We start from the raw sequence: 13,152 nt of genomic DNA, 5'->3' as shown, positions 1-13,152 counted from the left end.
AGGGGGCCGGGTGTCGGATGCCGCGCCTAGACTTGAGGGTGACATGACGCTGATCCTCGACCCCGACGACCCGGCCGGCTGGCGCGAGGCCCAGCCCGCGGCATCCGGCGGCCCCTCCGGCTCCCGCCTCACCGACGGGCTGAACCCCGAGCAGCGCGAGGCCGTCGAATACCGCGGCCAGGCGCTCCTCATCGTCGCCGGCGCGGGCTCGGGCAAGACCCGGGTGCTCACCCATCGCATCGCGAGCCTCATCGAGAGCCGCGAGGCGTGGCCGAGCCAGATCCTCGCGATCACGTTCACGAACAAGGCGGCCGCCGAGATGCGCGAGCGCGTCGAGGCGCTGCTCGGCGAGGGGGCATCCGGAATGTGGATCTCCACGTTCCACTCCGCGTGCGTGCGCATCCTCCGCCGAGAGGCCGAGGCGCTCGGCCTCTCGTCGACGTTCACGATCTACGACTCCGCCGACCAGCGCACCATCCTGAAGCGCATCATCAAGGCGCTCGACGCCGACACGATGGGGTTCACGCCCGCGAGCGCACAGGCCAAGATCTCCAAGTTGAAGAACGAACTCGCCGACGTCGAGTCGTTCGCACGCAACGCGAACATGAACGACCCGCAAGAGGTCATGTTCCTCGAGATCTTCCGCCAGTACACGAGACGTCTTCGTGAGGCGAGTGCCCTCGACTTCGACGACCTCATCGCCGAGACGGTCTACCTCTTCCGGGCGTTCCCGAAGGTGGCGGCGCTCTATCAGCGTCGGTTCCGGCACCTGCTCGTCGACGAGTACCAAGACACGAACCACGCCCAGTACTCGCTCATCCGCGAGCTCACGAAGCCGGTGACCCGCGACATCGTCGAAGACCTCGACGCGCATGGCATTCTCGTGCAGTCGATGACCGACGCGTCCGGCGGCATCCCCGGCGCGAGCCTCACGGTGGTCGGCGACTCCGACCAGTCGATCTACGCGTTCCGCGGCGCCGACATCCGCAACATCGTCGAGTTCGAGCGCGACTTCCCCGGCGCGAAGGTCGTGCTGCTCGAGCAGAACTACCGGTCGACGCAGAACATCCTCTCTGCCGCGAATGCGGTGATCCAGAACAACTTCGACCGCAAGGAGAAGAAACTCTGGACGGCCGACGGTGATGGCGACCAGATCGTGGGGTACACCGGGTACACCGCTCACGACGAGGCGCAGTTCGTCGCCGACGAGATCGAGTCGCTGCATCGCGCAGGCGTGGCCTACCGCGACATCGCGGTGTTCTACCGCACCAACGCGCAGACCCGTGCCCTCGAAGAGATCTTCGTGCGGTCGGCATTGCCGTACCGCGTCGTCGGGGGTACGAAGTTCTACGAGCGTGCCGAGATCAAAGACGCCATGGCCTACCTCATCGCCGTCGCGAACCCGCTCGACGAGCTCGCGCTGCGGCGGGTGCTGAACACGCCGAAGCGCGGCATCGGCCCAGCCACCGAGACGGCGCTCGCGAGCTTCGCCGAGCAGAACGGCCTCTCGTTCCGGCAGGCGATGCGCGCCGCCGACGGGCTCGGCCTCGGGTCCAAGGTGACGGCCGCCATCACCGGGCTCGCCACCCTGCTCGACGAGGCCGCCGCGATGCTCGTGCCCACGCCCCAGGCGATCGCCGCCGGCACCAACGCCGGCGCGGCCAAGGTCTCCGACGTGCTGGTGTTCCTGCTCGAGCGCTCCGGCCTCATCGACGCCCTGCGCAACAGCCGTGACCCGCAAGACGAGACGCGCGCCGAGAACGTCGAGGAGCTCGTCGGGCAGACGAAGGACTTCGACCGCGAGAACCCCGATGCGACCCTCGTCGACTTCCTCACCCAGGTCTCGCTCGTCGCCGCAGCCGACGAGCTCGACGACGCCTCGGGCACGGTGTCGCTCATGACGCTGCACACCGCGAAGGGCCTCGAGTACCACGCGGTGTTCCTCACGGGCCTCGAAGAGGGGCTCCTCCCGCACCAGATGTCGGCGTCAGAGCCGGGCGGCCCGGCCGAAGAGCGGCGGCTCTTCTACGTCGGCATCACGCGCGCCCGCAAGCGCCTGTACCTCTCGCTCGCGATGAGCCGGGCCCAGTTCGGCGAGGTCGCGGTCGCCATGCCGTCGCGCTACCTGCAGGAGATCCCCGAGGGCCTCATCGACTGGAGGCAGTCGCCCGGCATGGCGACGTCGCGCGGCGGAACCCGGCCGCGCGCGCTCAACTCGCGCCCCGGCCAGGGCGGTGCGTGGGGCACGCGTGATCGCGACCTCGAGCGCTTCAGCGTCACGAGGGCCGACAAGCCGAAGACCGAGTGGGCCAACCGGGTCACCGGCACCGTACGCGACAACGGCGACCTCACACTGCAGGCGGGCGACCGCATCCGGCACGTCGACTTCGGTGATGGCAAGGTCACGCAGGTCACCGGCGAGGGCACCAAACGGGTGGCCCACGTGAGCTTCGACACCTCCGGGCAGAAGAAGCTCCTCATCAAGATCGCGCCCATCGAGAAACTCTGATCCGTCACCGACCCGCCGTGGCCCTCACGCCGCCTGAGGCAGGCCGGCGTCCGTCGTTCCGCGGACAGCGGCCTCCACGGCCAACGAGACCGACGTGGTGTCGGCCGACGCGACCCACCGCGCGACCGGTCGGCCGTCGGCCCGAACCAGCACCACTCCGTCGGCACCGATCCCGAGGGCCTCGGCGGTCGCCCGGTCCACGCGCTGTTGCGTGATCGGCACGGCATGCGACGGTGCCGGCGACACGTGCGCGCCAGGGCCGGCGAGCATCGTCAGCCCGTCGCCGAGGAGGTCGAGCGTCGAGGTGCGCCCATCCGCCAGCCACCGGTGCGGGATCCGGTCGGCGATGTCGTCGAGGTAATCGAGTGACACGTCGCGTTGTTCCGAACCGTTCGCGGAGCGCTGCATGTTGCGCAGGCCGACCGGCCGGCGCTCGGCCTCGAACGAGTCGAGCAGCGACTCGTCGGCCCATCCGCTCAGCACCCAGCCGAGCTTCCATCCCAGGTCGTACCCGTCGTGGATCGCCGTGTTCATACCGGTGGCCCCACGCGGGGTCATCCGGTGCGCCGCATCGCCGATGAGGAACACCCGTCGCTCGCGGTACCTGTCGGCGATCTGTGCGGTGAATGCGAAGTCGCCGGTCCAGACGATCTCCGTCTCGAGGTCGGGCACTCCGGCGCCGGCGCGGATGAGCTCGACGAGGCGCTCGGGCGGGTAGTCGGCCCGCGTCTCACGCGTGGGGTCCCACGTCATCGAGAAGACCCAACGGTCGTGACGATCGGTGGGCAGGAACACCCAGGGCGGCCCCTGGCGCATGAGCAGGTAGAGCCCGTGGCGGCGTTCACCCACGATGTCGGCGAGTGGTGCCCGGAACAGCACGGCGAGGTAGGCGCCGAGCTCGCCCGGACCCTGCATCGCGATGCCGGCCTGACGACGCACAGTGCTGTGCGCACCGTCGGCACCGATCACGTAGGCGGCGCGCACGGTCGAGGTCTCGTCGCCCTCGCGAAGCGTCACTGTGACGGCGTCGCGGTCTTGGTCGAGTGCGATCACTTCGGCGCCGAGCCGCACCGACGTGCCCGGGAGCGAGAGCAGGTGCTGCATGAGCACCGGCTCGAGGTGATCTTGGGGAGCGATGGCCCCCGTCGTCGGGCTGATCGATGCGGCGACCTCGGCCGACGGGAAGCCCATCGGGGCTTCAGCGCCTTCGGGCGACGCGAGCGTGCGACCGACCCACGCGGTGGGCTTCACGTCGATCGCTCCTGAGCGGATGGCGGCCTCGAGCCCCCAGGCGCGCATGAGCTCCATGGTGCGGAGATTGATGCCGGTGGCGCGCGGGAACGGGGACAGGGCGGTGCGGCGCTCGACGACGAGCGTGCGCACGCCGTGGCGTGAGAGGGCGATTGCCGTGGTGAGGCCGGCGGGGCCGGCTCCCACGACGATCACGGTGGGTTGAGCGGTCGGGTGCATGTGCAGATCTTCCTGATTCAAATTCATCGGACAGTATGTCTTTCAAGAGACAGTGTGTCTTTTGTCGGACGCAATGTCAAGTGAAAGTAGGATGTTCGAGTGACGACACGCAGGTACACCCAGCAGGCACGCGCTGCAGCGGCCGACGAAACCCGCCGCCGCATCCTCGATGCGATGCGCGACCGGCTCCGCGCTGCTCCCAGTGAAGCGCTGAGCATCGAGCGGGTCGCACAGGAGGCCGGCGTCGCCCGGTCGACCGTCTACCTGGTGTTCGGCTCCAAGGCCGGGCTCTTCGAGGCGCTCGGCCAAGACCTGCTCGAGCGCACCGGCTTCCAGCGCATCGTCGACGCGGTCGCGCTCCCCGACGCGCGCGATGCGGTGCGTGAAAGCCTCCGGGCGGCGGCCGGCGTGTACGCATCCGAGCGCGACGTCAGCCGGACCATCTACTCGATGTGGTCGCTCGAGCCCGAAGCCGTGCGCCGCGCCTTCGAGGTGGTGGAGCGCGGCCGCGCCGAGGGGGAGAGCTGGCTGGCACGGCGGCTCGCCGAGGAGGGGCACCTGCACTCCGACGTCACCGTCGAGGAGGCGACCGACATGCTGTGGGTGATCACGAGCTTCGAGACGTTCGACCAGCTGTACACGGGGCGGGGTCTCAGTGAGGAGCAGACCGCCGCACGCCTCGTCATGATGGCCGAGCGTGCCCTGTGGGCCGGGGGAGCCGTTCGATGAGCGCCATCGCGTCGAACGGCGCCCGCACCTTGATGTCGTTGTCGAAGTAGGCATAGACATCGCGGCCGGCCTCGAGGTGCGCACGCGCCCAGACCGCCCACCGGTCGAGCGACTCGTCGTCGTAGCCCGAGGTGTAGAGCTCCTGCTCGCCGTGCAGCCTGGCATAGGCGAAATCGGCCGTGGTCCAATCGAGGCGCGGATACTTGCCGGCCGTGTCGGCAATGACGGATGCCACGTGGTGTCGTTCGAGCATCGACCGCCAGGCATCCGTCTCGAAGCTCGGATGCCGCACCTCCACCGCATGACGCAGCACCCGGTCGGCGGGCGCCCCGAGCGCGAACGCCGTGCGTCCGATCATCCGCCGGTCGCGGTGTCGCGCGAGGGTCGCCGCTTCGCCGTGCGTTCGCGGCAGCCGGGCGAGGAACGCGTCGAGGAGGGCTTCATCGAACTGCAGATTCGGCGGCAACTGCCACAGCACCGGGCCGAGCTTGCGCCCGAGGGTCAGCAGGCCGGAGGCGAAGAAGTTCGCGAGCGGCGCGTCGATGTCGCGGAGCCGCTTGATGTGGGTGACGAATCGCGGGCCCTTCGCGGCGAAGATGAAGTCGTCGGGCACGGTGTCACGCCAGCGTGCCCAGTTCGCCGGCCGCTGCAGCGAGTAGAAGGAGCCGTTGACCTCGATCGAGGTGACCTGCTGCGACGCGTACTCGAGCTCGTCGGCCTGCCGCACGCCCTTGGGATAGAACACGCCCCGCCACGGCGGGTACAGCCAGCCGGAGATGCCGATCCGCACCTCCGCGTGGCCGGTCATTCCGCTGCCCGCCATTCCTACACGGCCACCCCGAGCATGGCGCCGATCGTCCACGTGACGAGGAGGGCGAGCGCCCCGCCGATCGTCACCCGCAGCACGGCGCGCGGTTTCGGGCTGCCGCCGATCCACGCGCTCAGCCAGCCCGTGATGGCCAGGGCGACGAGCACCGCCACGAACGTGGTCGGAATGCGCCATTCGGGCGGCGGAAGCAGGATGGCGAGCATCGGCAGCACCGCTCCGACCACGAACGAGAGTGCGGATGCCCCGGCCGCGTGCCACGGATTCACCACATCGTCTTGATCGATGCGGAGCTCGACCTCGAGGTGCGCCGCGAGGGCGTCCCGAGCCGTGAGCTCGCGCGCCACCGCCTCGGCGGTCGCGTCGGAGAGCCCCTTCGCGCGGTAGATGCCCGTGAGCTCGGCGAGCTCCTGCTGGGGCATCGTCTCGAGTTCCCAGCGCTCCTTCGCGATGAGCGCCCGCTCGGTGTCGCGCTGGCTCGACACCGAGACGTACTCGCCGAGTCCCATCGAGGTCGCGCCGGCGACGACGGACGCGACGCCGGCGATGAGCACCGGACCGACCTCCGGCGTGGCGGCTGCGACACCCACGACGAGGGCGGCGACCGACACGATGCCGTCGTTCGCGCCGAGCACCCCGGCGCGGAGCCAGTTGAGCTTCGAATGCACCGAGACCTCGTGCGGATCAGCTCGATGGATCGGCTCCCCGGGGTGCGTCATCACGCCAGTCTCGCATCGGGCTGTGCAGCACGCCAGCGGGTTGCGCTGACCACTGCCCGGTTCGGTCGCCTCATCGAGGGGGAGTACCATGGTCGTCGGCCCCGCGTATCTCGACTTCGAGAGACCTTCGGCCGGGCCACACCCCACCAGCCCCTGTGCGCGACCGCGCGTGCGGATCGATTGGAAGTAGAGCGTGGATCTTTACGAGTACCAGGCCAGAGACCTGTTCGAGCACTACGGGGTCCCGGTGCTCCCGGGCATCGTGGCCGACACCCCCGACGAGGTTCGCGCCGCGGCCGAGCAGCTCGGCGGCGTGGTCGTGGTCAAGGCCCAGGTGAAGACCGGTGGCCGCGGCAAGGCGGGCGGCGTCAAGGTCGCGAAGAACCCCGACGAGGCGTACGAGGCGGCGAAGGCCATCCTCGGCCTCGACATCAAGGGCCACGTCGTCAAGCGCGTCATGGTCGCGGGCGGCGCGAAGATCGCGCAGGAGTTCTACTTCTCCGTGCTCCTCGACCGGGCCAACCGCTCGTACCTCTCGCTCACGAGCGTCGAGGGCGGCATGGAGATCGAGGTCCTCGCGGTCGAGAAGCCCGAGGCGCTCGCGCGCATCGAGGTCGACCCCATCGCGGGCGTCACGATCGAGAAGGCCCGCGAGATCGCGGTCGCCGCGAACTTCCCCGCCGAGCTCGTCGACAAGGTCGCCGACGCGTTCGTGAAGCTCTACGAGGTCTACGACAAGGAAGACGCGACCCTCGTCGAGGTGAACCCCCTCATCCTCGACGAAGACGGCAACATCGTCGCGCTCGACGGCAAGGTCTCGCTCGACGAGAACGCCGAGTTCCGTCACGCCGGCCACGCGCTCCTCGAAGACAAGGCTGCGGCCGACCCGCTCGAGGCCAAGGCGAAGGCTGCCGACCTGAACTACGTGAAGCTCGACGGCGAGGTCGGCATCATCGGCAACGGCGCGGGCCTCGTCATGTCGACGCTCGACGTCGTCGCATACGCCGGCGAGAACCACGGCGGCGTGAAGCCCGCGAACTTCCTCGACATCGGCGGCGGCGCCTCCGCCGAGGTCATGGCCGCCGGTCTCGACGTCATCCTCGGCGACCCGCAGGTCAAGAGTGTCTTCGTCAACGTCTTCGGCGGCATCACCGCGTGCGACCAGGTCGCCAAGGGCATCGTGGGTGCGCTCGCCGAACTCGGCTCTGCCGCGAACAAGCCGCTCGTCGTGCGACTCGACGGCAACAACGTCGAAGAGGGTCGCCGCATCCTCGCCGAGGCGAACCACCCGCTGGTGACGCTCGCCGAGAACATGGACCAGGGCGCCGACAAGGCCGCCGAGCTGGCGAACGCCGCGTAAGTAAAGGGATACAGACATGACGATCTTCCTCAACAAGGACTCCAAGGTCATCGTCCAGGGCATCACCGGCGGCGAGGGCTCGAAGCACACGGCGCGCATGCTCGCGGCCGGCACCCAGGTCGTGGGCGGCGTGAACGCCCGCAAGGCCGGCACCACGGTCCTGCACACCGACGCCGACGGCAACGCCGTCGAGCTGCCCGTGTTCGGCACGGTCGCCGAGGCGATCCAGCAGACGGGGGCGGATGTCTCCATCGCCTTCGTTCCCCCGGCCTTCACGAAGGATGCCGTGGTCGAGGCGATCGACGCCGAGATCCCGCTGCTCGTGATCATCACCGAGGGCGTGCCCGTGCAGGACTCGGCCAAGTTCTGGGCCTACGCCCAGGAGAAGGGCAACACGACCCGCATCATCGGGCCGAACTGCCCCGGCATCATCAGCCCCGGCGAGTCGCTCGTCGGCATCACCCCGGCGAACATCACCGGCAAGGGCCCGATCGGCCTCGTCTCGAAGTCGGGCACGCTGACCTACCAGATGATGTACGAGCTGCGCGATCTCGGCTTCTCGACCGCCATCGGCATCGGCGGCGACCCGATCATCGGCACGACGCACATCGACGCGCTCGCCGCGTTCGAGGCCGACCCCGAGACCAAGGCGATCGTGATGATCGGCGAGATCGGCGGCGACGCCGAAGAGCGCGCGGCCGACTTCATCAAGGCCAACGTGACGAAGCCCGTCGTCGGCTACGTCGCCGGCTTCACGGCGCCCGAGGGCAAGACGATGGGCCACGCCGGCGCGATCGTGTCCGGCTCGGCCGGCACCGCACAGGCGAAGAAGGAGGCCCTCGAGGCCGCCGGAGTCAAGGTCGGCAAGACCCCGAGCGAGACCGCGGAGCTGCTGCGCGAGGTCTACGCCGCGCTGTAGTCGATGCACAGGAGAAGGCCCCGCCGGCTTGCCGGCGGGGCCTTCTCGATGGTGTGGCGAAGAGACTACTCGCGCAGTCCGGCGGGGATGCTCAGCATCACCGTGCTGGACGGCGCAGAATCGGGTCCTCCTTCTCCATAGAGCATCAGCTGGTGCCGGTTGTTGATGTCGAAGCTGTAGGTCGGCAGGAACCAGCCGCCGTCCTCGACGGGGATCATGCCCGAGAGATCCCAGAGCCGGCCCTGGGGATCCCACATCGCTGCGACGGCGAAGTACGGTTCGAGCTCGACCGTGCCGAGGACCCAACCGTCGTCGGTCACCTTCTCCGCGGTCGCGTCGAACCCGTAGTCGGCGAGACGCGTCATCCCGTTCGCCTCGGTCCACGCGAACGCGTCGTCACCGCTCGTTCCCACGACGGTGCCGGTCGCGTTCACGTCCATGGCCTGCGCCGTCCACTGACCCGGGAGAGTGCCGAGGTCGCGCACGGCGCCGGTCGCGGCATCCCACGTCACCGCATGCGGTGCGTCGTCCTCGGCGAGGGAGTTGCCGACGACCGTCCCGGCAGCGTTGATGGCACGCGGCTGGGTTCCCGAGGGGTTGGACGACAAGTGCTCGAGCTTGCCGAACGTCCCGTCAGGAGTGCGCGCGTACCCCTCGCTGTAGCTGTGCCACGCGCCGTCGGGATCCTGCTGGAGGAGTTCGGCGAACCCGGCGACGACACCCTCGTCGTTCACCGCGGTCGCGTAGCCATTCGAGTACGGCCGCCAGCCAGGCATGCCGATCACCGTGAGCGACCCGTCCGCGGCCCACAGGGAGGGAAGGAAGTTCCCGGCGCTGTCGGTCACGACCCCCACGGCCGTCCGGTCCTCGTTGATGCCGAGCGCCGCACCGTACTCGCGGTCTTCGAGGGCCAGGTTCACCAGGCCGTCCTCCGCGGTCCAGGTGGTCGGCGTCATCCGGCCCTCGTACTGCCGGTCGCCCGCGGCGACGCCGCCGTCGGTCATCTCAGCTCCGACGAACGGCGGAGCCCAGCTGACGACATCGAGCTGAGGGACCTCCACGGTGGTGATCTCGACGCTCGCCGCGCCGATGATCGTGCCGTACTCGTTGGCCACCCTCACTCGGCCGACCATCGGCGCGCCGGTCAGCTGACGGGCGCTGACGGTCAGCGCGCCGTCGACCGGCATGGACTCGCCCGCGGACAGCTCGAACGTCGCCTCGGACTTCGGTGCAACGGTGCCCTGCCCCTTCGAGAACATCTCCTGGTGATAGTCGAACGTGACGCCCTCTGCGGGGACGCTGAGTCCGGCGACCACGACGTAGTAGGTGCCAGGCTGCGGATCGTCGATGACGATGCGCTCCGCTGCGTTGCCGGTCGCCGTGCTCTGACCGACCGCACGTCCGCCGAAGTACACGTAGAAATCCAGATCGGCGTCCGCTCTCGGGGTGAGCGTCAGATCCAGCCGGGTCGCCCCACGCGGGACGTACAGCTGGTTGGCGGTGACCTCTCCCTGCGCGACCGTCGAGAACAGATCGACGACAGTGCCGATCTCACCGGTCGCGACATGCGCATCGACGGGACCGAAGGTGTTCGTGCCCGACATGCCGACCTCGGTCGGCTCGTTCATCGTCACCGAGTCGAGTGTGGTCGATCCCGGCTCCACGCTCATGCCCTGCAGCGAGACCTCCGCGGTGTACGTGTTGGCGTCGGTGCCCGAGGTGCGACGCGCCTCGATGACGAACTCCCAGATGCCCGGCTTGGGTCGATACACCGGCCTTGCGGTGGCGTCGCAGTTGCCCGGATCGGCGTAGGCGGTGTAGCAGTGGTCGCTGGCGTTCGAATCTGCGGGAATGCCATCCGGGTCGATGGGCAGGATGCGGACCTGGCTGCCGTCCGCGATTCCCTCGAGCGTCATCTGCAGCGCTTCGACGCCCGGAGGGACCGGGACCAGCAGCGAGGTGCTTCCGCCGCGCGGGAGCGTGCCCGAATCCGTCACCGAGTAGTCGGGGCGCGCCAGCGGCGTCGTCGCGAGAACGGTGACCGGGACGAACTGGTCGATGCCGGCCGTCGCCGGGTCGTCGACGGTCATGATCGCGCTGTGAACCCCGGACGCCTTCGCGGTCGCGGTCACGGTGACACTGGCGGCCTTGCCCTTCTGCAGGGGCAGGCTGGTGCGGGCGCTGAACGTTCCGTCGTTGCCGATCCACCCGACGCGGTGGACGATGCTCTTGTCGGCACCGGTCGTACGGGTGACGCCCACCTTGTAGGTCTTCTCGTCACCCGTCACCTGACCGCCCTCCTCGGGCAGGCACCGGTTGTAGACACCTGCTCCGGTGTGCGGCGTCTCGAGGAGGCCGGACAGCGAGCTGCACACGGGGGCGGAGACCTCGAGGGTGTTGACCGAGACCGTCGCGGCCAGCTCTCTCCAGGCGGCGACCGTGTCGACGATGCCGGCACCCTGCGCCGTCGTGGGGATGCCGGGGATCAGGCTCGCCGTCCCGATGAGGGCGGTCTTCAGCGCGGCCGCGGAAACCGGTACCGAGTCGGCCTTCGCAGCCGACAGGAGCAGCGCCGCGGACCCTGCGACCTGTGGCGCCGCCATGGAGGTGCCGTTGGCCATGCCGTACCCGGCGGGAAGCCCGTATCCGGCCTCGGGGACGGGCTGGCCGGGCAGCCACATCGGGATCGACGAGACCGCCGCACCGGGGGCCGAGACCTGCGGCGCCAGGGCGCCGTTCTCGGCAGGGCCACGTGAGGAGAACCCGAAGATTCCCTGCGCAGCGGTCACCGTGGCCCCGTAGTCGGCCCACCAGGTGCGGGAGCTGACCGATGCCGCGACCGAGATGGCCTGGCCGGCCACCGAGGGCGAGCTGACGGTGTTGCTGCCCAGGCCGTCGTTGCCGGCGGCGATGACGATCTGCACGTCGTACTCGTCGATGAGCTGGTCGTACAGGTCGGAGACCACGTCGGAGCCGTCGTTGAGTGCCGGCAGTCCGCCGATCGACAGGTTGACGACGTCGACGTCGCGGTTGAGCACCAGGTCGATCATGCCCTCGGTGAGCGCGGCCTGGGTGCAGCCGCCGTCGAAGGTGCAGGCGCGGGAGGAGACGATCTGCGCGCCGGGGGCGGCGCCGTGCATCTCGCCGCCGAACATCGAGGTCGCGGCGACGATGCCCGCCACGTGGGTTCCGTGCGAGGCGGCCGGGAGACCGATGTTGACGTAGGTGCCGGTCGCGCCGTCGTTGCCGATGGGAGAGAGGTCGACGTCGTCGCGGTACTCCACGACGAAGGGGATCCGTTCGTTCTCGGGGGTGGTCGGCTCGTCGACGCCGAAGTGGTCCACCTGCTGGTCGATCGCGTACGGCGCCATGGCCGGCGCGTCGGTGAAGTCCTTGTCGTTGTCGGCATCGACCCAGATCTTGTGGGTCGACGGCTCGTAGAGCACCCCGAAGGCGTCCCAGACGTCGCCGTTCCCGTTGAGATCGCCCGCGAAGTCGCTGCCCGAGGTCGAGTACTCGTAGAAGACGCCCAGCAGGAAGTCCCCGGCGGGCGCGCTCCAGGTGTCGCCCCTGTACGTGAACGAGGGGCCGCTCTTCGGGATCGACATCTCGACCCACGAGCCGTCACCGTCCAGAAGCGGATCGGTCGCGGTGACCCAGTCGATGATCTTGGGCTTGCCGTCGCTGGTCTTCTGCAGCGCCGGGTGTCCGACGTCGACGCCCGTGTCCAGCACGCCGACGACGGTGCCTCGACCATCCCATTCCGGGTTCGCCTCCACGAACGAGGTGGCGCCGGTCTCGTCGATGGGCAGGTACGGGTTCGCGCCGGGCGTGCTCGCGTCCGGGGCGCTCGGCCCGGCGTCACGTGCGGACCGCGTCGGGGCGATGCCCGTTCTCAGGTCGGGGACGGGTATCCGGTACGTGCGGTTGAGGTCGATCGCCTTGACGGCCGACAAGCCGGCCAGGGTGGAGACGCTGTCGGTGGGCACGGCGGCCCGCACGTAGCCCAGCTTCTCGGTCACCGATCCGACGGTTCCGCCCGCTTCGCGGACGGCCGTGACGACGTCGTCGGTCGCCCCCTTGCGGGCGAGCATCATGACGGTGACGGTGGTCGTCTCCTCGATCTGCGCCTGCTGCAGGAGTCTGGTGTCGGCTTGGCCGAGCTTCTCGGCGGCATCGTCGGAGGACCCGGTCGAGTCGATCGGGTGGAAGCCGGAATCCGCCTCGGGCTCGTAGAGCTGCGGCTCGCCGGTCGCGTGCTGTCCGATTCCAGCGGATGGATCTCGGGGGTCCGCGGCGCCGGGCCGGCCAGGGGCGAACGGCCCGTCGGGGTCGGGGGTGGCCGAGGATCCCTGGTCGGGGGGCGATGTGGGCGACGCGGTGGCTGCCCCGATCGGCGCGAGCATCATCGCGGCGGAGATCAGTGCCGCGGATGCGGCGCCGACCAGCTTCTTGCGTGTTCTCATCGTGCTCCTAGACGAGGGTCAGGACCGGCGTCAGGTCGACGCCGGTTCGAGCGGGGAGCGGACCCGGTGATCCTGAGGCTCCTCGAACTCGCGTCCGAATCTCCCAGCGCGGCGGCTCTCGGGTCAATCGACCACCGCGGCGAGTGAGCGCCAT

At 69.4% G+C, this 13,152-nt stretch carries 8 protein-coding genes; 4 read left to right on the top strand and 4 right to left on the bottom strand.

Going from position 1 to position 13,152, the window contains the following annotated elements; genetic code table 11:
- The first annotated feature begins 43 nt into the window (after positions 1-43).
- On the top strand, positions 44-2,509 hold the full coding sequence (locus QFZ26_RS03730; protein ID WP_307039386.1) for an ATP-dependent helicase: 2,466 nt from the start codon (positions 44-46) through the stop codon (positions 2,507-2,509).
- 24 nt (positions 2,510-2,533) lie between these two features.
- Here QFZ26_RS03730 and QFZ26_RS03725 read toward each other — a convergent pair whose 3' ends face one another.
- Complete coding sequence (locus tag QFZ26_RS03725; protein ID WP_307039384.1) at positions 2,534-3,979, bottom strand: FAD-dependent monooxygenase; 1,446 nt, start codon at positions 3,977-3,979, stop codon at positions 2,534-2,536.
- Between the two features lie 99 nt (positions 3,980-4,078).
- Here QFZ26_RS03725 and QFZ26_RS03720 point away from each other — a divergent pair, with 99 nt between their 5' ends.
- Positions 4,079-4,708, top strand: a complete 630-nt coding sequence (locus QFZ26_RS03720; RefSeq protein WP_307039382.1) for a TetR/AcrR family transcriptional regulator — start codon at positions 4,079-4,081, stop codon at positions 4,706-4,708.
- Here the strand turns inward: QFZ26_RS03720 and QFZ26_RS03715 are convergent.
- Together QFZ26_RS03715 and QFZ26_RS03710 are read right to left on the bottom strand one after the other, a co-directional pair.
- Positions 4,662-5,516, bottom strand: a complete 855-nt coding sequence (locus QFZ26_RS03715) for a DUF72 domain-containing protein (protein WP_307039380.1) — start codon at positions 5,514-5,516, stop codon at positions 4,662-4,664. The genes QFZ26_RS03720 and QFZ26_RS03715 overlap by 47 nt on opposite strands.
- Before the next feature lie 17 nt (positions 5,517-5,533).
- Positions 5,534-6,253 (bottom strand): VIT1/CCC1 transporter family protein, encoded by a 720-nt coding sequence (locus tag QFZ26_RS03710; protein ID WP_307039378.1) that lies wholly within the window; start codon positions 6,251-6,253, stop codon positions 5,534-5,536.
- A 193-nt stretch (positions 6,254-6,446) separates the two neighbouring features.
- On the opposite strand from QFZ26_RS03710, the gene sucC reads away from it, so the two are divergent.
- The gene (gene sucC / locus QFZ26_RS03705) at positions 6,447-7,613 is read left to right on the top strand and encodes an ADP-forming succinate--CoA ligase subunit beta (protein ID WP_307039376.1); all 1,167 of its coding nucleotides are present in this window, start codon (positions 6,447-6,449) and stop codon (positions 7,611-7,613) included.
- A gap of 16 nt (positions 7,614-7,629) precedes the next feature.
- The gene (sucD, locus tag QFZ26_RS03700; protein WP_307039374.1) at positions 7,630-8,532 is read left to right on the top strand and encodes a succinate--CoA ligase subunit alpha; all 903 of its coding nucleotides are present in this window, start codon (positions 7,630-7,632) and stop codon (positions 8,530-8,532) included.
- A 65-nt stretch (positions 8,533-8,597) separates the two neighbouring features.
- On the opposite strand, the gene QFZ26_RS03695 is transcribed toward sucD, so the two are convergent.
- The gene (locus QFZ26_RS03695; protein ID WP_307039372.1) at positions 8,598-12,998 is read right to left on the bottom strand and encodes a S8 family serine peptidase; all 4,401 of its coding nucleotides are present in this window, start codon (positions 12,996-12,998) and stop codon (positions 8,598-8,600) included.
- Positions 12,999-13,152 lie beyond the last annotated feature (154 nt).

This window comes from Agromyces ramosus (assembly GCF_030817175.1).
Classification (GTDB): domain Bacteria; phylum Actinomycetota; class Actinomycetes; order Actinomycetales; family Microbacteriaceae; genus Agromyces; species Agromyces ramosus_A.
This window is presented reverse-complemented; position numbering and strand designations above follow the sequence as displayed.

Coding starts and splice junctions, on each gene's coding strand:
- QFZ26_RS03715 (WP_307039380.1), bottom strand. CDS start 5,516: ATGACCGGCCACGCGGAGGTGCGGATCGGCATCTCCGGCTGGCTGTAC.
- sucD (WP_307039374.1), top strand. CDS start 7,630: ATGACGATCTTCCTCAACAAGGACTCCAAGGTCATCGTCCAGGGCATC.
- QFZ26_RS03730 (WP_307039386.1), top strand. CDS start 44: ATGACGCTGATCCTCGACCCCGACGACCCGGCCGGCTGGCGCGAGGCC.
- QFZ26_RS03725 (WP_307039384.1), bottom strand. CDS start 3,979: ATGCACCCGACCGCTCAACCCACCGTGATCGTCGTGGGAGCCGGCCCC.
- QFZ26_RS03710 (WP_307039378.1), bottom strand. CDS start 6,253: ATGACGCACCCCGGGGAGCCGATCCATCGAGCTGATCCGCACGAGGTC.
- QFZ26_RS03695 (WP_307039372.1), bottom strand. CDS start 12,998: ATGAGAACACGCAAGAAGCTGGTCGGCGCCGCATCCGCGGCACTGATC.